Origin of the sequence: Kitasatospora sp. NPDC056138 (genome assembly GCF_042264695.1) — a bacterium.
In the GTDB taxonomy this organism is placed as follows: Bacteria; Actinomycetota; Actinomycetes; order Streptomycetales; family Streptomycetaceae; genus Kitasatospora.
Genome location: NZ_JBHJVK010000011.1, coordinates 129743 through 150527, shown reverse-complemented (window position 1 = coordinate 150527; position 20785 = coordinate 129743). Strand labels below are relative to the sequence as shown.

Below are 20785 nucleotides of genomic sequence, written 5' to 3'. Positions count from 1 at the left end.
GTTCCCCACCGTCCGCACGGGCGGTGGGGAACGGGGCCCCGTCGTTCCGCTCGCGCGGCGCCCCGGACCGGACCGGTTCACACGGCTGCGCGGCTGCTGCACACTGGTCCGCACCGGTGACCGATCCGACTGGAGGCCCCTGTCGTGCCCGCTCGTTTCAAGGACCTGTGCCTGGACGCCAACGACCACCAGGCGCTTGCCGACTGGTGGTGCACCGCCATGGGGTACGTCCGCCGGCCCGGCAGCCACGAGCCCGGCTCGTCCGTACCGATCGAGGACCCGACCGGCGCGGGTCCGCTGATCTGGGTCAACCCGGTGGCCGAGCCGAAGGCCGTCAAGAACCGCGTCCACCTCGACGTCTTCGGCGACACCGCGGAACTCCTCGCACTCGGGGCCACCCTGGTCCGCGAGCGCGGCGGCGACATCGAGTGGGACGTCCTGTCGGACCCCGAGGGCAACGAGTTCTGCGTCTTCGCCCCGACCGCCTGACCGGTCCCCCTGGCGGGTGCCCGTGCCCGGCGGAATTCGTCCCCCTCCCCGGAAGGTATGACTGCGAGCAGCCTGCCCGGTACCGAGGGCACTGTGTTCTCCGGGCGCCTGCGGGGCGTCTCGGCTATCCGCCTGTCCGTGCTGACGGACGAAACAACCAGCCCCGAACGGCAGCGCGAGGCCAACGACCGCGCCGCCGAGATGCTGAACATTGAGTTCGGCGAGGGTGACCAGCGCCGCGAGGCCGTCGACCCCAGGGAACACGGTTCCTTCCGGTCGAACGCGGTGACGGTGGGTCGACATGGGACTCACGGCTCTGCGATCATGCGTGAGCTCTGTTCGTTCGCCCGTGAGGTGATTTTTTGAGGAAGGTAGCACTGCGTCCCCACGCGCTGTTGCCTCGGCAGTACGACGACCAGAAGATCCTGAGAACCACCGTGGATGCCTGGGGGAGAGCCCTGTGGCTGATCTGCCCCAACGCGGAACTCAGTCCCGACTATCCGGGCGGAAGGCCCTACCTGAGGCCCCGCAAATACCCTTACGAGGCGCTTCTCGTCATCGGTGACGGCGGCACAATCCGGAAACAGATCTTGCACGATGTCACCGTGAGGGTCACCGGGCTGGATGCGCTGCCCAACGGTCGGTTCCTCCTCAAAGGCTATGGCGCTGAGGAGGAGAAGAACGCCCAGATTTACGGCCGGGACGGACGCCGCCGCAGCAGCTTCGAGATGGGGCGCGGCATCGAGTTCATGATGGCGGACCGTCGGCACCACGTATGGAGCGCCTACTTCGACGAAGGCGTCTTCAGCGGCGACCCGATCAGCGCCAACGGCGTGGTGCGCTGGGACAGCGGCGGAAACCAGCAGTGGGGCTACTCACCTCCCAAGGGCGTCCGCCCCATCGACGACGTCTACGCCTTCAACGTCGACGACGGCGTCGCCTGGGCCAGCTACTACAACTACCCGACCTTCCCGCTGCTCGAGGCCCGGACCGACGGGCGCGTCCGGCTGCGGAAGACGCCCGTGGTCGCCCCTCGGGGCATGGCCGTGCACGGGGATGAGATCGTCATGCTCGGCGGCAACCGACAGCAAGACCGGCTCCACCGCTGCCACATGACGGAAGGCGAGGTCCTGCTGATCAAAGAAGCGTGCCTCACCTTCCCCAACGGCACACCCCTCAAGCAGTACGCGCGCCCCGTCGGACGAGGACGGCACCTGTACCTGTACGGCAAGACGCGCAGACAGTGGTACGTGATGGAGATTTAGGCCGGCGGACACTCGCTCCCGGCACGCCTTCGGCCTGCGCCGCGTGGTACGCGGCGGGGGCCGAAGGCGCCTTTCTCGTACGGTCGTTGGGAGCGCTGCGTCAGCCGAGCTGGCCGGTCGGGCGCACGGTGATGTGGTTGATGTCCACGCCCACGGGCTGGTTGATGGCGAAGGCGATCGTGTTCGCGATCTGCTCGGGGGTCATCGTCGGCGAGGCGTCGGGGGTGCCGCCGCGCTCGTTCCAGAACGGGGTGTCCACCACCCCGGGGGCGACGACGGTCACGCCGACTCCGTCCTTGCCGACCAGCAGCCGGGTGTTCTCGGCCAGCGCGTGCGCGGCCCACTTGGTGACCGAGTACAGGTTGCCAGGCGTGTTGCGCACCCCGGCGACCGAACCGATGATCACGATCCGGCCCTTGGACTCCCTGAGGTGCGGCAGGGTCTCCCGCACCAGCAGGGCCGGGCCCAGGACGTTGGTGAGGACCATGGCGCGCATGTCCTCGGGGGCGTGGCTCTCCAGGTTGCCGGGCAGTGAGAAGCCGGCGTTGGCGATGACGTTGTCCAGTCGGCCCCACACGTCCACCACGCGGCGCACGGCGGAGGCGACGTCGTGCTCGTCGCTGGTGTCGCCGGTGATCGTCAGCAGCCGCTCGCCCGCTCCGGCCGAAGCGGCGAAGGCGGCCAGCTTGTCCGCGTCACGTCCGGTGACGGCCACATGGTGGCCCTGCTTGAGCAGGGCGCGGGCGGTGGCGGCGCCGATTCCGGTCGAGCCACCGGTGATCAGCGTGACGGATTCCATGGGACGGCCTCCTAAGCGATGTGGTCATCGGGGCTCCCGCAGCGTCCTGGATGTCCGCGGACGCGAGGTGGCGCGTCAAGTCGACGAACTCCCCGCCGTCGGCCCCCCGAAACGCCTGCACTATACCCAGCGATCTTCCCGTCGAGCCGGTCCACCATCGCTGACCGGCCACGACCTGGTCCCGAGAGCCATCCTCGGGGCCGGGTCGGCGCGAACCGATCCCTACTCGGCGTCCGCTCTGCCATCTCGCGCCTGGCGGTCATCGAGTTCTACTGCGGGACCGCGCTGTTCGGTGGCAAGGCTGCGGCGCGCTTGCTGAACGTCCTTGCTGGCTGAGCCACTTAGCGCGACCACAACGGCCCCGTACCTTCCCCTCGCTGTCGGGGAGGGTGCGGGGCCGATCTGTGTTTACGAGACGGCGGTTACTCCGCGGGAGAAGTGCTGTACTTCGCGATGATTTCAGTGTCTGTCGACTTGTCCAACAGGCGAAGCTCCCACGGGCCTGTGTTCACATCGAATTCCTTGCCGAAGCCGACCCACTTCCCGGACATCCGCCGTCCAGTGGGATCAACCAATAGCTGAATGGCCCCGTGGTACCTTGCGCCCTGGTAATAGCCATCCTGTGCTGTTTGTTCGACCCAAGTCCCGGTGACGATGTTGCGGTCCGTCGTCAGGTCGAATGAGAGCGGCGAGTCAGGGTTGGACGAAGCACCGGGCAACGATTGACCCGTGATGCGATTCCCGTGCTGCGTCAGGATGACGTGGTGCAGCCCGGTGAACGTGCCGTCCCGGCTGCTGCTGTAGAACTCGTACCGGCTCAGCCACACCCCGGAGTAGTCCTCGCCTATCGGGGCGGGTGCCGCCTGTACCGGGACTCCCGGCTCACTGCTGGCCATGTCGTGCCCTCCTGTGCCATCCCGGGTGACCCCGGACGGTAGCTGTGCCGACTCGAAACCAAGGCGGTCGACGGGGAGCTTCGTGACGGCCTCGAGGGCACGAACGTACACCGGCCACACGTCTCCGGAGACCCCGAGGGCAACGAGTTCTGCGTCTTCGCCCCGACCGCCTGGCCGGTCCCCCTGGCGGGTGCCCGTGCCCGGCGGGGCGCTGGTCGTCCAGGACTCCGGTGCCCGGTGCCCGGTGCCCGCCCGGCGGGACTACCGCCCGGCGGCGGCGAGAATGCGTTCGGCCACCAGGGCCGGTCGGTCCATCGGCAGCGCGTGGCCGGTGCCCGGCACGATCTCCACCCGGGCGGAGGGCACGAGCCCGTTGAGGCGGTCGGCGACCCGGCGGGAGTCGTGCAGGGCGCTTCGCGCCCCGAGCAGGAACTGTGCGGGCACGCGCAGGCGGCGCAGTTCCTCGTCGGAGAAGACCGGCGGGACGGGGAGGGCGCGGCGGAATCCCATGGACGCGCGCACCAGGCCCATCAGTTCGCTCTCCAGGATCGTGCTGTTGCCGACCAGGCGGGCCAAGCGGGGGCGGAGCGGGCGCGGCGCCGTTCCGGCGAGCCCGCCGGCGATGAGCCAGAGGTAGAAGCGCGGGCCGAACTCGGCGAAGCCGGCGGGGTCCACCAGGGTGAGGGCGGCGACCCGGCCGGGGTGGCGGATCTGGTGGTCGAGCGCCAGCCAGCCGCCGTAGGAGCAGCCGACGACATGGGCGGCCGTCACCTCCAGCGCGGCCAGGAGTTCGTCCAGCCAGGCCGCGCCGTCCCGGCCGTCGAGGATCGGGGCGGTCTGCACGCTCGCGCCCGGCTCGCCGATCGTGTCCACGGCGACGACCGTACGGTGCCGGGCCAGCACGTCGACGTACCGGTGCCACATCAGCGCGTTCCCGCCCGATCCCGGGAGCAGCACGATCGGCTCGCCGCTCGGCGGCCCGGTCCGGTAGACGCGGGTGGTCCCGAAGGCGGTCGGGAGGTCGAGTGCCGTCCGCGGCCCGGGCCAGAGTTCCGCCAGAGTCCGCTCGTAGGTGGCCCGGAACCGGTCCGCAGCCTGGTCGTTCCTGAACTCGCCAATTCGCATGATACATGTGTATCACAGCATGATACGTGTGTACCACGAGAGGGAGGTCGCACCGTGGCCGCGCAGGTGGATCACGAAGAACGCAGACGGCAGATCGCCGAGGCCCTGCTGCGCATCGCCGACACCCAGGGACTGCAGTCGGCCAGCATGCGGGCGGTCGCCGCCGAAGCCGGTGTCTCCCTGCGGCTGGTGCAGTACTACTTCACGACCAAGGAGCGGCTCCTGCTGGACGCGCTGGCCAGGCTCGGCACCCAGCTCCAGGCCCGCATGGGCCAGTGGATCAGCGCGGCCGGCTCCCCGCCCGCACCGCGCGGCATCGTGACCGCGGTCCTGTCCTGCATCCTGCCGACCGACCCGGAGAGCCGCCGGATCACCAGGACCTACGCCGCGTACTACACGCTGGTCCTCGGCGATCCCACGCTGACCGAGAAGCACGGCACGCCCCAGCCCGACCTGCTCGAAGCCTTCCTCTGCAAGCAGATCCGCGCGGCCCAGCAGGCCGGCGAGATCGACTCCGGCAAGGACCCCGAGATGACCGCCGCCGGACTGCTGGCCATGGTCAACGGCCTGGGCTCGAGCGTGCTGGGCGGCCAGCGCACCGGCGACGCCGCGCTGGCGATCCTCACCCATCACCTGGACGAGCTGTTCCGGTCGCCCTGAGCGACGGCGAAGGCCGGTCTCCGCGTCGGCCCACGGGCCCGCGCAGCACCCTCCGGTACAGCCGGACCGCACGGCCGCGCCTGAGCCCGGGTCACGTTTCGGACGAAGTTCACCTCATGATCGCTCAATGTCTTGAACGCTTCTGCCACCGTGAAGTTGACTGCACAACACCTCGTCGACCGGCGAGTGGCCTTCACGCCCCCGGAGCCCCGATGCCCACCTCCCGTGCCCGCCGCGTCCCGCACCTCGCCGCCGCCTGCGCGGCCGCGGCGCTGATCGGCCCGCTGGCCGGTGCGCCCGCCGCCCGGGCCGCCGCGGCGACACCCGCCGAGGTCGCACCCGTCACCGCCGCGCCCCTGAACGTACTGACCTACAACGTCTTCCTGATGAGCACCAACCTCTACCCAAACTGGGGCCAGGCGCACCGGGCCGACGCCATCGCCTCGGCCGACGTCTTCCAGGGCCACGACGTGGTGGTACTGGAGGAGGCCTTCGACAACTCCTCCTCCGACCAGCTGGTCGCCAAGGCCTCCGCCGCCTACCCGTACCACACCCCCGTGGTCGGCCGCTCGACCAGCGGCTGGGACGCGACCGGCGGCAGCTACAGCTCCACCACCCCGGAGGACGGCGGCGTGGTGCTGCTCAGCAAGTGGCCGATCCTGCACAAGGAGCAGTACGTGTACAAGGACGCGTGCGGATCGGACTGGTGGTCGAACAAGGGCTTCGTCTACGCGGTGCTGGACGTCAACGGGCAGCGCACCCACGTGATCGGCACCCACCTCCAGTCCACCGACAGCGGGTGCAGCAGCGGCCGGCCGGCCGACATCCGTGCCGCGCAGCTGAACGCGATGCGCTCGTTCATCGACGGCAAGCAGATCCCGGCGAGTGAGCCGGTGGTGATCACCGGCGACCTCAACATCGACTCGCACGGCTCCGAGTACCCCGCACTGCTGGCCAACGCCAACGTGGTGCCCGCCACCGCGCGCACCGGCTGGGCCGACTCCTTCGACACGGCGGACAACTCGATCGCCAACTACCGTTACCCGGGCGACCCGAAGGAGGACCTGGACTACGTGCTCTACCGGGCCGACCACGCCCGCCCGCAGAGCTACACCAACAAGGTGGTCCGCTTCCACAGCGACCCGTGGACGGTCAGCAGCTGGGGCCGCAGCTACACCTACAGCGACCTCTCGGACCACTACCCGGTGGTGGGCGGCTGATCCACCGCCCGGGCGCACCGTTGTGGGACGAGTCCGGGTGGCACTGGTCGCAGGACTCGTTGCAGGGTCCCGTCACCGCCGGCCGCGCAGACCCGGGCTGCTCACGGTGATGCTCCCGGCAGGGATCCCGACTCCTGGTGGATCCAGGCTGCGGCAAGGGTTCCCGTCCCGGGTGGAACTGGCCTCAACCAGGGCTCGGAACGGGAGACTTGGACCCGGCCCAGGACTTCGGCGGGGCGCTCGGCGGCGGCAGGGGCGCGCAAGGTGTACGGGAAGCTCCCTCACCGTCAGCCGACCGGCTCGCCCATGACCAGCAGGGGCAGCCCCTTGGCCGCCTCGCGGGCCGTCCACGCCTGCCGGATACGCGACAGGGTGTGGGGTTTCACGCACTGGGCGAGCTCGGCCATGGGAACGAACCGGTGCTCCTTCAGGTGACCGGCGGGACGGCGGGTTCCGTACGCGTGGTCGGGGCCGCCCCGGCGGTGGTTGTCATCTCCGATCCTCCGCGCGAAGGGCGGCGGGCCGGTCAGGCACCGGCATGGCGGATGCGGTGGACGGTCCGCTGCACGGCCATCTGAACCCGCAGCGCCTCGCTCGTGTCGGCCGGCCGGATGTCGTCCCGGGTGAGGCTGTGGCGGACCGCCCCGCCGACCAGAGCGACGACGAACCGGCCGTCCCGCCCCTCGCCGACCACGATGCCGGGCATCTGGGACGACCGCTCAACCACGGCGCTCGGTACGTTCATACGGCCGTCACCCCCGCCCGATCCCCCGGCCACTCCGGCGCCCGGCGCGGGCGGTCGGCCCCGAGCACGGGAACCAACTCGGGTTCCTCGGCGAGCGGTTCGATCTCACTCGGGTAGGTCGTCCACTCCTTCCCGCCCTGACGGGGCCGGAGGTAGACCCTTCCGTCCCTCGTCTCCATGTAGACGCCCTCTGCGCCACCGTGGGCACGATCCCGGACCACCTCCCCGACCTGGGGCTGATGGACCGTCCTTCGAACCGGTCTCCACACAGACACGGCGACTCCTCTCCGTAGCGCTTTCACTACCCGGGGCGCCCAATGTCCCGTACCATCGGGAACTCTTCAACTTGTCCGGGACCCAAGTGGAATAGGACATGATCCTTGAACCGCAAGACACTTGACCCTGCGTCATCTCCGCGAGCCGCATTCGGTTCACAGCTCCGCAGCTCACGGGAGGCACGCGGCTGGTCCCAGGGGGAGCTGGCCGCTCGTATGAGGTACTCGGACAGCTACATCTCGGCGGTGGAAACAGGCAGCAAAACCACCTCGCTGAAGTTCGCCAAGGCGGCGGATCTGACCCTCAGAACCGGTCAGACGCTCGAACTGATGTGGCTGGGACTCCGACGCAAGGGCTTCATCGAAGGGTTCCCGGAGCACGCGGCGCAGGAAGCACGGGCAACCGAGATCAGGACCTTCGAGCCCAACATGGTTCCGGGGCTCCTCCAGACCCGGGCTTACGCCGCCGCACTCGAAGCGGCAGCGGTCCAGCGCGGGAGCATCACGCCGGACCAGGCGGACGAGCGAGTGAGGTTCCTCGCCACCCGCCAGCGACTTCTGAAGCGGGATGCGCCACCTCTGATCCACGCGATCATGGACGAGAGCTGCATCCGTAGGCGGGTAGGCAGCGCCCAGACCATGAGGGCCCAGCTGGAGCATCTGGCCGAAGCGGCCGCCCGACCCGACGTGGTCCTTCAGGTAGCCCCGTTCGAGTTGGCCGAACATGCCCCGTTCAGGGCGCTCCTCACCTTGCTGACCTTTGCCGACCGTTCTGTGGTCGGTTACACCGAATCGGTCGAACAAGGCTATGTGGTGCGGAAAGACGAGACTGTCAGGGCATGGGAAAGGGCCTACGATCGGCTACAGGTGGAAGCGCTGTCCAGAACGGCACCCCTTGATCTGATCCGTAAGGTACGAGAGGAACTGCACCATGACTGACTTCCCAGACCTGTCCGGCGCTTCCTGGTTCAAGTCGAGCCACAGCGGCAACGGCGGCAGCTGTGTCGAGGTTGCTCCCAACTACCCCGGCATCGTCCCCGTCCGGGACTCCAAGGACCCCGAGGGTCCGGCCCTGGTCTTCGGCGCCGACGCCTTCGCCGCATTCGTGGCAGGCGTCAAGGGCGGCGACTTCGGCGACGTCTGACAGCCGGCACCACCACTCCCAAAGACCCCGTCAGCACCGCTCTGCCGGGGTCTCGGCGCTACCCCGCCACATCTCACCGTTCCGGCACGTCAGGGCCGAGCGTGCGGAACGCTCCGCTGCCGGCTCCCACCGGCCTTCCGCACCCCCTCCCCGCCCGAGCGATGCGGTGCCCGCACAGCGGCAACGCCCGCCTCACCGGGAACGGCGGGGCGGGCGCGGAATGCTGAGGTCAGTGCCCGGCTGCGGCCGGGGCCGCCGCCGGTGCGTCCAGGGTGCCGAGGACGTCGCCGACGATGGCGAGGAGGTCGGCGGCGATCTGGGCCAGGTCTGCGGGGACCGCAGCGGGGTTGGTCAGGAGATCGGCGGCCAGCTTGGCGAGGTCGGTGTTCAGCTTGGCGACGTCGGACACGAGGCTGCGCGTCTGCCTGGTCGCACTGGACGCCTTCTGGACCTCGGCCTGCAGGGCGTCGGCGGCGGCCTTCGCGGCGGCCACCTGGGACTGGAAGGTGGCGGTGCTGGGCTGCGGGCTGGCCTTGGCCGAGCGCGCCACGACGTCCACCTTGCTGGTGAGGTCGCCGAGCAGGCCAAGCTGGTGGATCTGCTGGGCCGAGTCCGTCTGGTCCGCCGGCTGAACGGCGCTCTGACGGGCCGGCGCAGCGGCGGCGTTCGCTCCGACGGCGGTGGCCAGGGATCCGGCGATCGCGACACCGGCGAGCGTCGCGATGATTCGCTTGTTGCGCATGGAAGAGCCTTTGCTGTGTGTTTGGAGCCGCTGGGGGGCGGCGATCGCCAGCCTCACCCGGCACCTGACAAGCTGCAATCGCGCGGATCCGAACGGTCGCATCACTCCCCGTGCTCCCCCGGCCACCTGGCAGCCCCTCAGCAGCCCGACCGGAGAAGTACAGCGGGCAGGAGATAGGGTCGCGGTCCATGGGGACGCCGATGAACAGCACGGGCGCCGTCCAATGGACGCCGGCCACGCAGGTGGAGCACGAATTGCACGAGGCCAGGAACCGGGGGGACCTCGACTGGTTCCTGCGGATGCTGGCGTCGACGCGGATCTACCGCGACGCGCGGTTGAGCAGCTTCTGGGACGACTCGGACGGCGTCGAGATGCTGGACTACCGGGACGCTACGGGCCGGCCCTGCATCGCCGTGCGCACTCGGGGCGAGCTGCCGGCCCAGCGCGACGAGGTGGGCCTGGTGGAGACGGGATTCGCCGCGCTCGCCGAGAACTGGCCGGGCGAGCAGTGGCACCTGGTGGTCAACCCGGGTACCCCGCTGGAGACTTACCTGGACTCGGACGCCCCCGCCCGCGAGAAGTGGCGGCAACTCGCCGAGGAGGCTCCGCAGCCCGGCCACGACGACGACGCGCTGGTGACCCGCTTCACCGGTCCGCTCCAGGGGCCACTGGCGCACGCACTGGCCTGCGGCGGACATCTGGCCGTCCACAACCAGGTGCCGTGGAACGAGATCGCGGACGTGTACTGGGACTACGCGGAGGACGTCACGCTCCTCAGCGAGACCTGGGGGTGCGACACCCTGGAGGAGTGGCAGGAGCAGCTCGAGCACCTGATCAAGGCCCAGAACAGCCCGTGGGCACCGGAGTTCGTGCTGCGGCTGCGCAGGAACGCCGTTGCGCAGCACAAGCAGGCGCTCGACCCGACGTGGTGGCGGGCGGCGGTGTCCAACACCCTCACCACGCGCGGCTGTCCGGCCGAGGAGGTCGAGGAGGCGGTGGAGGTGATCGGGCGGATCACCCGCTACGAGCAGCGGTTCCGCGCGGACGGCGTGCTGCCGCCGGACGGCTTCGTCACCAGCGCCGTGGGCTACGACTACGGGCGTGCGGTGAACTTCGTACGGTGGGGAGTCGGCGCGCGCTTCTGCACCCCGGAGACGGCGGAGCGGATCGTTCCCATCGCGGGAGCACTGGTCCGGGAGCACTACGACTCGTGGGAGGAGTTCTCCGCCGGGTACCTGCTGGGGCGGGTGCTGAGGTTCGACGAGGAGGAGTTCGGACACATGTACACCTCCGCCCTCCGCCCGCACAACATCCTGATGAGCGACCCGGGCAGCCCGTGGCGGAACATCCCGTTCAGCTGACGTCCCCGCCGGCCCGGAGCCCGGCGCCCGGACCTCCGGGCCGGCGCCGAGGGTGTGTCGGCCACCCGTGGGCCCGTGCGCCGACGGGTCGATTCGCGCTACCGCGCTGACCTGGTCGTTCGGTTCACTCCGGCCGTTCCGCGTCCGCTGACTGGTCCGCACCCGGACGAAGCGCCCCGCGTGCGGCGGCCCGTCGCCCGGCCTACGTTGCCGTTCGAGGGGGGTGACCAGATCCGAGAGGTGAAATCTCCATGGCAGGCAAGTTCGAGGTCTACACCGAGAAGCCCGGTGTGCACCGGTTCCGGCTCAAGGCGAGCAACGGCTCGGTCCTCATCACCAGCGACGCGCACGAGAGCAAGGAGTCGCTGCTGAAGAGCATCGAGTCGATCCGGAAGCTCGCGCCGTACGCCCAGGTCCAGGAGGAGTCGGCGGCTTCGGCGTAGACCGGCAGGGTGAGAGGGCCGGTTCTCCGCCTCGGCGGGGAACCGGCCCTCTCACTGTCGTCCGGACGGCCGTCAGATGTGCAGCAGTTCGGTGAGCGCGGCACCGAGGACGGCCCCGGGGTCGGCCGCACCCGCGGTGGCCCGCCAGGCCACGAACCCGTCCGGCCGGACGAGTACGGCGCCGTCCGGGCCGGTGCCGTAGGCGACGGCCCAGTCGACACCGGGTTCGGGCGCCAGGTCGTCCTCGGCGGCGGTGCCGATGCGGTAGCGGTCGAGCGGGACCTCCAGTCGCTCCGCCACCTGCTCGGCGGCCCGGTACCAGGCGGCTCCGTCGGGGCCGGTGAGCAGTACCAGGTGCTTCTCGAACAGGTCCACGGTGGAGAGCCGTACGCCCGCGCGGCGCAGCCACAGGTGGGGGGCGCGTCCGCCGGGTGCGCCGTCCGGCTGGAAGCGGTCGGGCACGGTCGGCGCGGTGGGGTCGGTGTCCAGGACGGCCCCGGTGTTGTAGCGGTAGCCGAGGGCCACGGCCAGGACGTTGCTCTGCCGCCCGGTGCCGGGAACGGCGTCGTAGCCGGGGTGGCGGTGTTCGGCCGAGCGGGCGGAGGCGCGTTCGCTGGTGGCCTGGGCGACCGGCCGGCGTTCCTGCTGGTAGGTCTCCAGCAGCCCGGGGCCGGCCCAGCCGCCGAGGACGGCGGCGAGCTTCCAGGCGAGGTTGTGGGCGTCCTGGATGCCGGTGTTGGAGCCGAAGGCGCCGGTCGGGGACATCTCGTGGGCGGAGTCCCCGGCCAGGAAGACCCGTCCGGAGAAATAACGTTCGGCAACCCGTTCGGCGGCGTGCCAGGGGGCCTTTCCGGTGATCTCCACCTCCAGGTCCGGAACTCCGGTGGCGGTGCGGATGTGCTCGGCGCAGCGCTCGTCGGTGAAGTCCTCCAGCGTCTCGCCCCGGTCGGGCTTCCAGGGGGCGTGGAAGACCCAGTTCTCGCGGTTGTCCACGGGCAGCAGCGCGCCGGGGCCTTCGGGGTTGGTGAGGTAGCAGGCGATGAAGAGGCGGTCGCCCACCACGTCGGCCAGGCGTTTGGCCCGGAAGGTGATGCTGACGTTGTGGAAGAGGTCGCCCTTCCCGGTCTGGCCGATCCCCAGCCGCTCGCGGGCGGGGCTGCGCGGGCCGTCGGCGGCGACGAGGTAGTCGGCGCGGACGGTGCGCTCGGCGCCGGTCTCCCGGTTGCGCAGCAGTGCGGTGACGCCGTCGGCGTCCTGCTCGAAGGAGCGCAGTTCGGTGCTGAAGCGCACGTCCCCGCCGAGTTCGCGGGCCCGGTGCAGCAGGACCGGTTCGAGGTCGTTCTGGCTGCACAGGCACCAGCCGGTGGGGCTGAACCTGGCCAGCGCGCCGCCCGGGTCGATCTCCCGGAACAGCCACTCCTGGTCGGCTCCGGTGAGGGTGCCGGCCTGCAGGATGCCGTGGTTGTCGGCGAGTACGGAGGCCGCGCTGCGGATGTCCTCCTCGACTCCGGCGACCCGGTAGAGCTCCATGGTGCGCAGGTTGTTCCCACGGCCTCGCGGGTGGTGGGAGGTGGCGGCGTGTTTCTCCACCAGCAGGTGCCGGACGCCGAGGCGGCCGAGGAAGAGGGATGCGGACAGGCCCACCAGCGAGCCGCCCACGATCAGGACCGGGACGTGCTCGTCGGTCTTCGGGTTCATCGGTTGCTCCAGGAGTACACGGTGCGGGACCCGTGATCCATCCCCCTCGGGCGAGCGGCCGGAGCGGGTTTCGCCCGGATGGCCCGCAGATCTCGCGCGGTGCCGTCCGGCGCCTGACGATCGGATTCAGGCTGAGGCCCGACCGCGCTCAATCGATCACGGAGAGTCACATAGCGCGCTCGAAGCGTCGGAAGTCCACTGCCCAGACTCGCCATCGCCCCAACGCTCCAAGGAGATTGCCGAACATGATCACGCTGTCCGAACCCCAGGCGCAGCGCTCCACACCGCAGGACTCGCGGCTCCGCGTGGTGCTGCTGCTGGACGTCCAGGACGGAGCGCAGGACCGCTTCCTGGACGCCTACGAGCAGCTGCGGCACCAGGTGGCCTCGGTCCCCGGCCATGTCAGCGACCAGCTCTGCCAGTCGATCGAGAACCCCGCGCAGTGGCTGATCACCAGCGAGTGGGAGAGCGCCCAGCCGTTCCTGGCGTGGGTGGACAGTGCCGCGCACCGCGCGATGGTCCGGCCCCTGCACGGGTGCGTCCGGGACACCAGGTCGCTGCGGTTCAGCATCATGCGCGAGACCTCGGAGCGCGGGACCTTCGACAGCAGCGCCCCGGCGCTGACCGCCCGTCCGGCCGGCCCGGACGGGCTCGTCCGGCACGCCCTCACCTTCACCGTGCAGCCGGGCAGCGAGGCGAAGGTGGCGGAGATCCTCTCCGGCTACACCTCACCGTCGGCGCAGGTGGACGGGACCACCCGACTGGCCAGGACCTCGCTCTACATGCAGGGCAACCGGGTGGTGCGGGCGGTCGAGGTGGTCGGCGACCTGGTCGCGGCGCTGCGGCACGTGGCGATGCAGCCGGAGGTCCGCGCGGTCGAGGAGGCCATCAACCCGTACCTGGAGGAGGCCCGCGACCTGAGCGACCCGCTGTCCGCGCGGGACTTCTTCATGCGGGCGGCGCTGCCGGCCGTGCACCACACGGCGGCCCGCGGCGAGGCCCCGGCGAAGGTGTACCGGCACGCGTTCCGGTACCCCGTCCGCAGCGGCCGTGGTGCGGAGCTGGCCGAACTGTTGCACCGTCAGGACCAGGAGTCGGCGGACGATCCGGCCGGCGTGCTGGTGCGCAGCACGGTCTTCCAGCAGGGGGACGTGCTGGTCCGGCAGGTCGACCTCACCGTCCCGGCCAAGTCCGCCCCCCAGACGGCGCTCGGCGTGCGGGACGAGCAGGCCGGTGCGATGCTCGCCCGGCTGACGGAACCCGGTTCCGACGGCGGCCAGCCCGGCGACGACACCGTCCGGCTGCTGCTCGCCGCCTGGGAGCTCTCGCTGGTCACCGACCGCAGCGCGGACTGACCTGGTGACGCCCGGTCAGCCGCACGTCCGCACCCCCGATCCCGCAGAAACCCACCTGGAGACAGCAGCCATGACCATGGAACTTCCACGCATCGTGCACGTCGACGAGGCACCGCCGAACCGCCGGCGCGGCGGCGACCTGCGCGCCATGCTCACCCCGACCACGTGCGGCGCCACCAGCGGGTTCATGGGCCTGGCGATCGTGGCACCGGGCGAGCGGATCGGCGAGCACTACCACCCGTACTCCGAGGAGTTCGTCTTCGTGGTCTGCGGTGACCTGGAGGTCGACCTGGACGGGCGGAGCGTGGCGCTGAAGCCCGAGCAGGGGCTGATGATCCCGGTCAACATGCGGCACCGGTTCCGCAACGTGGGCGACACCGAGGCCAGGATGGTCTTCCACCTGGGCCCGCTGGCGCCGCGTCCCGAGCTCGGGCACGTCGACACCGAGGAGACCCTGCAGCCGGGGCCGACGGAACACGCGAAGGTCGCGTCGTGACCAGGCGGGTGGCGGTCACCGGGATCGGCGTGGTGGCGCCCGGCGGCGTGGGCGTGCCCGCGTTCTGGTCGCTGCTGACCTCAGGCCGGACCGCGACCCGGGGCATCACGCTGTTCGACCCGACCGGGTTCCGCTCCCGGATCGCCGCCGAGTGCGACTTCGACCCGGCGGCCCACGGCCTGGACCCGGTGCAGGTGGCCCGCTCGGACCGGTACGTTCAGTTCGCGCTGGTCGCCGCCGACGAGGCGGTCCGCGACGCCGGGCTCGATCTGGCGGCCGAGGACCCGTGGCGGATCGGGGTCTCACTGGGCACCGCGGTCGGTGGCACCACCCGTCTGGAGCACGACTACGCGCTGGTCAGCGCCGCCGGCAAGCGCTGGGACGTGGACCACCGGCAGGCCGAGCCGCAGCTGCACCGGGCGTTCTCGCCGAGCACGCTGGCCTCGGCGGTGGCGGAGCGGTCGGGTGCGCACGGTCCGGTGCAGACCGTCTCCACCGGTTGCACCTCCGGCCTCGACGCGGTCGGCTACGCCTTCCAGGCGGTCCAGGAGGGCCGGGCCGACGTCGTCATCGCCGGGGCCTCGGACTCGCCGATCTCCCCGATCACGGTGGCCTGCTTCGACGCGATCAAGGCGACCAGTGCGCGCAACGACGACCCGGAGCACGCCTCCCGGCCGTTCGACGCCACCCGGGACGGCTTCGTCCTCGGCGAGGGCGGCGCGGTGCTGGTGCTGGAGGAGCTGGAGCACGCCCGCCGCCGGGGTGCCACGGTGTACTGCGAGATCGGTGGCTTCGCGACCTTCGGCAACGCGTACCACATGACCGGGCTGACCAAGGAAGGCCTGGAGATGTCGGAGTCGATCGACCGGGCGCTGGAACAGGCCGGGCTCGACGGCTCGGACATCGACTACGTGAACGCGCACGGTTCGGGCACCAAGCAGAACGACCGGCACGAGACGGCCGCGGTCAAGCGCTCGCTGGGCGCGCACGCGTACCGGCTCCCGATGAGTTCGATCAAGTCGATGGTCGGCCACTCGCTGGGCGCGATCGGCGCGATCGAGCTGGTGGCCTGCACCCTGGCGCTGGCCAACGGTGTGGTGCCGCCGACCGCGAACTACTCCACCCCTGACCCGGAGTGCGACCTGGACTACGTGCCCCGCACGGCCAGGGAGATACCGCTGCGCCATGTGCTCTCGGTCGGCAGCGGTTTCGGCGGCTTCCAGTCAGCCGTGGTGCTCAGTCGGAAAGGGTGAGGGAATGTGACGGACGATCAGGCACAGCGCCGCGCGGTGCTGACCGGCATCGGGGTGGTCGCTCCGAACGGGGTCGGTACCGACGACTTCTGGAAGGCCGTCCGGGAGGGCGCCTCGGTGCTGGGGCCGATCTCGCGGGAGGGCTGCGGCGACCAGCCGTTGCAGGTCGCGGGCGAGGTCCGGGGTTTCGAGCCGGGAGACTCGGTGGAGGAGCGTTACCTGGTCCAGACGGACCGGTTCACGCACTTCGCGATGGCGGCGGCCGATCTCGCACTGGCCGACGCCGCGCTGGACCCGTCGGCCGGATCGCCGTTCGCCGTGGGCGTGGTGACCGCCGCAGGGTCCGGCGGCGGCGAGTTCGGCCAGCGGGAGCTGCAGCAGCTCTGGGGCCACGGCCCGGAGTACGTCGGGCCGTACCAGTCGATCGCCTGGTTCTACGCGGCCAGCACCGGACAGGTGTCGATCCGCGGCGGCTTCAAGGGTCCCTGCGGGGTCGTCGCCTCCGACGAGGCGGGCGGGCTGGACGCACTGGCGCACGCGGCCCGCGCCATCCGCCGGGGCACCGATGCGGTGGTGGTCGGCGCGGCGGAGGCCCCGCTGGCGCCGTACTCGATGGTCTGTCAGCTCGGCTACCCGGAGCTGAGCCTGTCCGCCGACCCGTACTCGGCGTACCTGCCGTTCACGGCACAGGCGGCCGGCTTCGCCCCCGCCGAGGGCGGGGCGATGTTCGTGGTCGAGGCCCAGGCGGCGGCCGTGGCACGCGGGGCCCGGATCCGGGCCGTGATCGCCGGCCACGGCGCCACCTTCACCGGGGCGTCCCGCTGGGCCGACTCCAGGACGGGCCTGGCCCACGCCATCCGGGGCGCCCTGCACGAGGCCCGCTGCGCGCCCGACGAGATCGACGTGGTCTTCGCCGACGCGCTCGGCACCCCGGAGGCCGACGAGGCCGAGGTGCTGGCGATCAGGGACGCGCTGGGCGACCACGCGACCCACGTCCCCGTCACCGCCCCCAAGGCCGGCTTCGGCCGCGCCTACTGCGGCGCGCCCGTCCTGGACGTGGCCGCCGCCGTGCTCGCCATGGAACAGGGCATCGTCCCGCCCACCCCCGGGGTCACCCGGATCTGCCACGAGGTGGACCTGGTGACCCGCTTCGCCCGCACCTGCGAGCTGCGCACCGCCCTGGTGCTGAGCCGCGGGCTGATGGGTTCCAACGCGGCGCTGGTGCTGCGCCGGGGCCAGGACGGGTGAACTGCCCGCACCCGTCCGCCGGTCGACCGCGTCGATCAACCGATCCGGTGGATCAACTGAACACACCTCAGAAGGAGCAGTGCATGCCCACCCCCCTGACCCACACCGAGCTCTCCGCCCTGATCAAGGGCAAAGCCGGTATCTTCATCGACCCGCAGGACCTGGAGCGTCCCGAGACGACCTTCGAGGAGTTCGGCGTCGACTCGCTCGGACTGCTCGGCGTGGTGGGCGAGTTGGAGAACCGGCACGGTGTGCAGATCGTGGACGGCGCCGAGATGGCCAAGACCCCGTCCGAGTTCCTCTCCGCCGTCAACACTTCCTTCTCGAAAGTAGGTTCATGAGATGTCCGGACACACCGACAACACCATCGTCATCGCCGCGCCGGTCGACCTGGTCTGGGAGATCACCAACGACCTGGAGAACTGGCCGCAGCTGTTCAGCGAGTACGCCTCCGTCGAGGTGCTGGACCGCCAGGGCGCCAGGACCACCTTCCGGCTGACCATGCACCCCGACGACAACGGCCAGATCTGGAGCTGGGTGTCCGAGCGGGAGACCGACCGGCCCGCGCTCTCCGTCCGGGCCCGCCGGGTCGAGCCGGGACCGTTCGAGTACATGGACATCCGCTGGGAGTACACCGAGGTCCCGGGCGGGACCAGCATGCGGTGGATCCAGGACTTCGCCATGAAGCCCACCGCCCCCGTCGACGACGAGGGGATGACCAACCACATCAACCGCAACTCCCGGATCCAGATGGAGCTGATCCGGGACAAGGTCGAGAAGCACGTGGGGAAGGGATGAGCGCCGTGCACCGCACGCTGATCGTCGCCCGGATGAAGCCGGAGTCCAGCGAGGGCATCGCCGAGGTCTTCGCCGAGTCCGACCGGGGTGAACTGCCGCAGCTGGTCGGGGTCACCGCCCGCAGCCTGTTCCAGTTCGGCGAGCTCTACCTGCACCTGATCGAGGCCGACCGGCCGCCGGGCCCCTCGGTGGCCAAGTACAAGGACCACCCGGAGTTCCGCGAGGTGAGCGACCGGCTCACCGCCTTCGTCCACGCCTACGACCCCGCGACCTGGCGGGAGCCGAAGGACGCGATGGCCCGCGAGTTCTACCGCTGGGAGCGCGCCGCTTCCCACTGAGCCGGAGGAGGACCCGCCATGGTGGAGACCGACGAACCGGCGGACCCGGACTGGGTCCGCTGCGGGCGCTGCGCCGGGCTGATCTACGGCCGCCGCTTCCGGCGGACCCTGCGGGTCTGCCCGGACTGCGGCTGGCACGCCCAGCTCACCGCCCGGCAGCGCCTGGACCAGCTGCTCGACCCCGGATCGGCCGAGCCGCTGCGCCACGTTCCGGCGCTGCACGATCCGCTCGGTTTCGTCGACAGCCGCCCGTACCCCGAACGGCTCTCCGCCGCCCGCGCCGACACCGGCCTCGACGAGGCCGTGCTCTGCGTCACCGGGCGGATCGAGGGCCGGCCAGTGGTCGTCGCCGCCATGGACTTCCGCTTCCTCGGCGGCAGCCTCGGCTGCGGCGTGGGCGCCCTGATCACCGAGGCGGCCGAGACCAGCCTCCGGCTGCGCACCCCCCTCCTGCTGGTCTGCGCCTCCGGCGGAGCCCGGATGCAGGAGGGGGTGCTCTCCCTGATGCAGATGGCGAAGACCGCACAGGCCCTGGCCGAGCTCGACGAGGCCGGGGTCCTGGTGGTCTCGCTGATCACCGATCCGACGTACGGCGGGGTGGCGGCCTCCTTCGCCACCCTGGCCGACGTGATCATCGCGGAGCCCGGCGCCCGGATGGGCTTCGCCGGCCCCCGGGTGATCGAACAGACCACCGGCGAGCAGCTGCCCGAGGGCTTCCAGACCGCCGAGTTCCTGCTGGCGCACGGCATGGTGGACGACGTCGTGGCCCGGCCCGCGCTGCGCGCCACCCTCGGCCGGCTGCTGGGCCTGCGCTCCCCCGCCGGGCCCCCCGAGCCGATCGGGCCCGCCGAGGCCCCCGAAGCCGCTCCCGAGTACGACGGCGACCGCAGCGGCGACCCGCGCGGCGGCGCCGAACCGGCCGAGCTCGACTCCTGGGCCGCCGTCCGGCTCGCCCGGCACCCGGACCGGCCCAGCAGTCTCCACTACGTGGGCCACCTGCTCGACGACTTCCTCGAACTGCACGGCGACCGGCTCAGCGAGGACTGCCCAGCGATCGTCGGCGGCCCCGGCCGCCTCGGCGGTCTGCCGGTCATGCTGATCGGCCACCACAAGGGCGGGCCGGACCTGGCAGAGCGACGACGCCGCCGGTTCGGCATGCCCGCACCCTCCGGCTACCGCAAGGCGGCCCGGCTGATGCGGATGGCCGCCAAGCTGGGGCTGCCGGTGGTCACCCTGATCGACACCCCCGGCGCCAACCCCGGCCCCGACGCCGAGCGCGGCGGCCAGGCCGTCGCCATCGCCGAGAACCTGCGCCTGATGTCCCGCCTGCCGGTGCCGATCGTCGCCGTGCTGATCGGCGAGGGCGGCAGCGGCGGGGCGCTCGCCCTCGGAGTCGCCGACCGGGTGCTGGTGAGCACCAACGGCGTCTACTCCGTGATCAGTCCGGAGGGCTGCGCGGCGATCCTCTGGAAGGACCCGGAGGCCGCGCCCACCGCCGCCAACGCGCTGCGCCTGCACGCCGCGGAGCTGGTCCGGCTCGGCATCGTGGACGGCGTCGTCCCCGAGCCGGACGACGGCGCGCACCGGGACCACGCGGGCGCTGCCGCGATGCTCCGCGAGGCACTGGTCGCGACCCTCGGCGAACTGATCCCCTGGGAGCCCGTGCGGCTGCTCCGGGAACGCAAGCGCCGTTTCCACCGCTTCGGTGTCGAGGCGGTCGGGGCGGAGGGAGGGACCGCTGCCGGGCGGGTGGTCGACCCGGCGGTCGGAACGGTCGAGAGAGGTGCACAGTGACACTCGGTGTGGACAAGAAGACCCATCAGGAGAACGGCCGGCAGTCCGTCACACTGATCAACCCGCACTCCTTCCCCGGTGGGGCCGAGGCGAGCCGGGCCGATCTGGAGGCGGTCTGCCGGGCCGTCAGGGAGCTGGCCGGCGCCTCGCCGCTGCCACCCACCAGGATCAGGCTGCAGCACGGGCGGACCACCGTCGAGATCGAGTGGCCCGCCGTCGAGGGGCTCGCCCTCGACGGGGCCGCCCGGCCGCTCCCACCGTCCGGCGGGCAGACGGCCGCGGCCGGGCCCGCCGCCGGCCTTGCCGCCGGTACTGGCGGTGCTGGCGGTGCTGGCGGTGCTGGCGCCGGTTCTGCCACCGCTCCTGCCGCCGCGACGGAGCCGGAGACCGGCCTGCGGTACATCTGCGCGTCGATGGTCGGCACCTTCTACCACTCGTCCGATCCGGGCTCCCCACCGTTCGTCTCGGTCGGTGATCTCGTCCGGCCGGGGCAGACCGTCGGGATCCTGGAGGTCATGAAGATGATGAGCACCATCGAAACGGAGATCGGCGGCCGAGTGGTGGAGGTCCTGGTACCGAACGCCACCTCGGTGGAGTACCAGCAACGGCTCATCGCCGTGGACCCGCTGGCCGAGGAGTGA

At 71.1% G+C, this 20785-nt stretch carries 22 protein-coding genes and 2 pseudogenes; 18 read left to right on the top strand and 6 right to left on the bottom strand.

Annotated elements, in window-relative coordinates:
• Positions 1-144: 144 nt before the first annotated feature.
• From ACFC1R_RS10885 to ACFC1R_RS10875, 3 genes and pseudogenes are all read left to right on the top strand, one after another.
• On the top strand, positions 145-489 hold the full coding sequence (locus tag ACFC1R_RS10885) for a VOC family protein (protein WP_375936061.1): 345 nt from the start codon (positions 145-147) through the stop codon (positions 487-489).
• Positions 490-546: 57 nt separating this feature from the next.
• A pseudogene (locus tag ACFC1R_RS10880) lies at positions 547-741 on the top strand (recombinase family protein); the annotation flags it as partial.
• A 110-nt stretch (positions 742-851) separates the two neighbouring features.
• Positions 852-1754 (top strand): hypothetical protein, encoded by a 903-nt coding sequence (locus ACFC1R_RS10875; protein WP_375936058.1) that lies wholly within the window; start codon positions 852-854, stop codon positions 1752-1754.
• 100 nt (positions 1755-1854) lie between these two features.
• Here ACFC1R_RS10875 and ACFC1R_RS10870 read toward each other — a convergent pair whose 3' ends face one another.
• From ACFC1R_RS10870 to ACFC1R_RS10860, 3 genes and pseudogenes are all read right to left on the bottom strand, one after another.
• Entirely contained in the window at positions 1855-2553 is a 699-nt protein-coding gene (locus tag ACFC1R_RS10870; RefSeq protein ID WP_375936056.1) for an SDR family oxidoreductase, read from the bottom strand.
• A 422-nt stretch (positions 2554-2975) separates the two neighbouring features.
• Positions 2976-3563: pseudogene (locus tag ACFC1R_RS10865) on the bottom strand (XRE family transcriptional regulator); the annotation flags it as partial.
• A 147-nt stretch (positions 3564-3710) separates the two neighbouring features.
• Positions 3711-4574, bottom strand: a complete 864-nt coding sequence (locus ACFC1R_RS10860; RefSeq protein ID WP_375936053.1) for an alpha/beta fold hydrolase — start codon at positions 4572-4574, stop codon at positions 3711-3713.
• 54 nt (positions 4575-4628) lie between these two features.
• Here ACFC1R_RS10860 and ACFC1R_RS10855 point away from each other — a divergent pair, with 54 nt between their 5' ends.
• Positions 4629-5234 (top strand): TetR/AcrR family transcriptional regulator, encoded by a 606-nt coding sequence (locus ACFC1R_RS10855; RefSeq protein ID WP_375936050.1) that lies wholly within the window; start codon positions 4629-4631, stop codon positions 5232-5234.
• A 212-nt stretch (positions 5235-5446) separates the two neighbouring features.
• Positions 5447-6454 (top strand): sphingomyelin phosphodiesterase, encoded by a 1008-nt coding sequence (gene sph, locus ACFC1R_RS10850; RefSeq protein WP_375936047.1) that lies wholly within the window; start codon positions 5447-5449, stop codon positions 6452-6454.
• 526 nt (positions 6455-6980) lie between these two features.
• On the opposite strand, the gene ACFC1R_RS10845 is transcribed toward sph, so the two are convergent.
• Complete coding sequence (locus tag ACFC1R_RS10845) at positions 6981-7199, bottom strand: hypothetical protein (protein WP_375936044.1); 219 nt, start codon at positions 7197-7199, stop codon at positions 6981-6983.
• Positions 7200-7579: 380 nt separating this feature from the next.
• On the opposite strand from ACFC1R_RS10845, the gene ACFC1R_RS10840 reads away from it, so the two are divergent.
• Both ACFC1R_RS10840 and ACFC1R_RS10835 read left to right on the top strand, forming a co-directional pair.
• Entirely contained in the window at positions 7580-8413 is an 834-nt protein-coding gene (locus tag ACFC1R_RS10840) for a Scr1 family TA system antitoxin-like transcriptional regulator (protein ID WP_375936041.1), read from the top strand.
• Positions 8406-8618 (top strand): DUF397 domain-containing protein, encoded by a 213-nt coding sequence (locus ACFC1R_RS10835; RefSeq protein WP_045303808.1) that lies wholly within the window; start codon positions 8406-8408, stop codon positions 8616-8618. The genes ACFC1R_RS10840 and ACFC1R_RS10835 overlap by 8 nt, the downstream gene beginning before the upstream one ends.
• Positions 8619-8847: 229 nt before the next feature.
• Here the strand turns inward: ACFC1R_RS10835 and ACFC1R_RS10830 are convergent, their stop codons facing one another.
• A complete protein-coding gene (locus tag ACFC1R_RS10830; protein WP_375936038.1) occupies positions 8848-9360 on the bottom strand; it encodes a hypothetical protein in 513 nt (170 codons plus the stop codon).
• A gap of 200 nt (positions 9361-9560) precedes the next feature.
• Here ACFC1R_RS10830 and ACFC1R_RS10825 point away from each other — a divergent pair, with 200 nt between their 5' ends.
• Together ACFC1R_RS10825 and ACFC1R_RS10820 are read left to right on the top strand one after the other, a co-directional pair.
• The gene (locus tag ACFC1R_RS10825; protein WP_375936035.1) at positions 9561-10721 is read left to right on the top strand and encodes a DUF1266 domain-containing protein; all 1161 of its coding nucleotides are present in this window, start codon (positions 9561-9563) and stop codon (positions 10719-10721) included.
• Positions 10722-10972: 251 nt separating this feature from the next.
• Complete coding sequence (locus ACFC1R_RS10820) at positions 10973-11164, top strand: YegP family protein (protein ID WP_375936032.1); 192 nt, start codon at positions 10973-10975, stop codon at positions 11162-11164.
• Between the two features lie 72 nt (positions 11165-11236).
• On the opposite strand, the gene ACFC1R_RS10815 is transcribed toward ACFC1R_RS10820, so the two are convergent.
• Positions 11237-12862: an FAD-dependent oxidoreductase gene (locus ACFC1R_RS10815; RefSeq protein ID WP_375936029.1), complete on the bottom strand. Its 1626-nt coding sequence runs from the start codon at positions 12860-12862 to the stop codon at positions 11237-11239.
• A 245-nt stretch (positions 12863-13107) separates the two neighbouring features.
• Here ACFC1R_RS10815 and ACFC1R_RS10810 point away from each other — a divergent pair, with 245 nt between their 5' ends.
• The 9 genes from ACFC1R_RS10810 to ACFC1R_RS10770 all read left to right on the top strand — a co-directional run bounded on the left by ACFC1R_RS10810 (position 13108) and on the right by ACFC1R_RS10770 (position 20785).
• Complete coding sequence (locus ACFC1R_RS10810) at positions 13108-14217, top strand: SchA/CurD-like domain-containing protein (RefSeq protein WP_375936026.1); 1110 nt, start codon at positions 13108-13110, stop codon at positions 14215-14217.
• Between the two features lie 70 nt (positions 14218-14287).
• Positions 14288-14713, top strand: a complete 426-nt coding sequence (locus ACFC1R_RS10805) for a cupin domain-containing protein (RefSeq protein ID WP_045303802.1) — start codon at positions 14288-14290, stop codon at positions 14711-14713.
• A complete protein-coding gene (locus ACFC1R_RS10800) occupies positions 14710-15966 on the top strand; it encodes a beta-ketoacyl-[acyl-carrier-protein] synthase family protein (RefSeq protein WP_375936022.1) in 1257 nt (418 codons plus the stop codon). The genes ACFC1R_RS10805 and ACFC1R_RS10800 overlap by 4 nt, the downstream gene beginning before the upstream one ends.
• Before the next feature lie 6 nt (positions 15967-15972).
• Positions 15973-17214, top strand: coding sequence for a beta-ketoacyl synthase N-terminal-like domain-containing protein (locus ACFC1R_RS10795; RefSeq protein WP_375936019.1), 1242 nt, complete (start codon positions 15973-15975; stop codon positions 17212-17214).
• Positions 17215-17297: 83 nt separating this feature from the next.
• On the top strand, positions 17298-17555 hold the full coding sequence (locus ACFC1R_RS10790) for an acyl carrier protein (RefSeq protein WP_375936016.1): 258 nt from the start codon (positions 17298-17300) through the stop codon (positions 17553-17555).
• A 1-nt stretch (position 17556) separates the two neighbouring features.
• Positions 17557-18012: an SRPBCC family protein gene (locus ACFC1R_RS10785; RefSeq protein WP_375936013.1), complete on the top strand. Its 456-nt coding sequence runs from the start codon at positions 17557-17559 to the stop codon at positions 18010-18012.
• A gap of 5 nt (positions 18013-18017) precedes the next feature.
• Positions 18018-18350, top strand: coding sequence for a TcmI family type II polyketide cyclase (locus tag ACFC1R_RS10780; protein ID WP_045303833.1), 333 nt, complete (start codon positions 18018-18020; stop codon positions 18348-18350).
• A gap of 18 nt (positions 18351-18368) precedes the next feature.
• Entirely contained in the window at positions 18369-20144 is a 1776-nt protein-coding gene (gene accA, locus ACFC1R_RS10775) for an acetyl-CoA carboxylase carboxyl transferase subunit alpha (protein ID WP_375936010.1), read from the top strand.
• Complete coding sequence (locus tag ACFC1R_RS10770; RefSeq protein ID WP_375936007.1) at positions 20141-20785, top strand: acetyl-CoA carboxylase biotin carboxyl carrier protein; 645 nt, start codon at positions 20141-20143, stop codon at positions 20783-20785. The genes accA and ACFC1R_RS10770 overlap by 4 nt, the downstream gene beginning before the upstream one ends.

What these genes read in the sequence shown, in the direction of transcription:
- ACFC1R_RS10870 (WP_375936056.1), bottom strand. Translation starts at nt 2,553, where the DNA reads ATGGAATCCGTCACGCTGATCACCGGTGGCTCGACCGGAATCGGCGCC.
- ACFC1R_RS10860 (WP_375936053.1), bottom strand. Translation starts at nt 4,574, where the DNA reads ATGCGAATTGGCGAGTTCAGGAACGACCAGGCTGCGGACCGGTTCCGG.
- sph (WP_375936047.1), top strand. Translation starts at nt 5,447, where the DNA reads ATGCCCACCTCCCGTGCCCGCCGCGTCCCGCACCTCGCCGCCGCCTGC.
- ACFC1R_RS10845 (WP_375936044.1), bottom strand. Translation starts at nt 7,199, where the DNA reads ATGAACGTACCGAGCGCCGTGGTTGAGCGGTCGTCCCAGATGCCCGGC.
- ACFC1R_RS10835 (WP_045303808.1), top strand. Translation starts at nt 8,406, where the DNA reads ATGACTGACTTCCCAGACCTGTCCGGCGCTTCCTGGTTCAAGTCGAGC.
- ACFC1R_RS10830 (WP_375936038.1), bottom strand. Translation starts at nt 9,360, where the DNA reads ATGCGCAACAAGCGAATCATCGCGACGCTCGCCGGTGTCGCGATCGCC.
- ACFC1R_RS10825 (WP_375936035.1), top strand. Translation starts at nt 9,561, where the DNA reads ATGAACAGCACGGGCGCCGTCCAATGGACGCCGGCCACGCAGGTGGAG.
- ACFC1R_RS10820 (WP_375936032.1), top strand. Translation starts at nt 10,973, where the DNA reads ATGGCAGGCAAGTTCGAGGTCTACACCGAGAAGCCCGGTGTGCACCGG.
- ACFC1R_RS10815 (WP_375936029.1), bottom strand. Translation starts at nt 12,862, where the DNA reads ATGAACCCGAAGACCGACGAGCACGTCCCGGTCCTGATCGTGGGCGGC.
- ACFC1R_RS10810 (WP_375936026.1), top strand. Translation starts at nt 13,108, where the DNA reads ATGATCACGCTGTCCGAACCCCAGGCGCAGCGCTCCACACCGCAGGAC.
- ACFC1R_RS10805 (WP_045303802.1), top strand. Translation starts at nt 14,288, where the DNA reads ATGACCATGGAACTTCCACGCATCGTGCACGTCGACGAGGCACCGCCG.
- ACFC1R_RS10790 (WP_375936016.1), top strand. Translation starts at nt 17,298, where the DNA reads ATGCCCACCCCCCTGACCCACACCGAGCTCTCCGCCCTGATCAAGGGC.
- ACFC1R_RS10785 (WP_375936013.1), top strand. Translation starts at nt 17,557, where the DNA reads ATGTCCGGACACACCGACAACACCATCGTCATCGCCGCGCCGGTCGAC.
- accA (WP_375936010.1), top strand. Translation starts at nt 18,369, where the DNA reads ATGGTGGAGACCGACGAACCGGCGGACCCGGACTGGGTCCGCTGCGGG.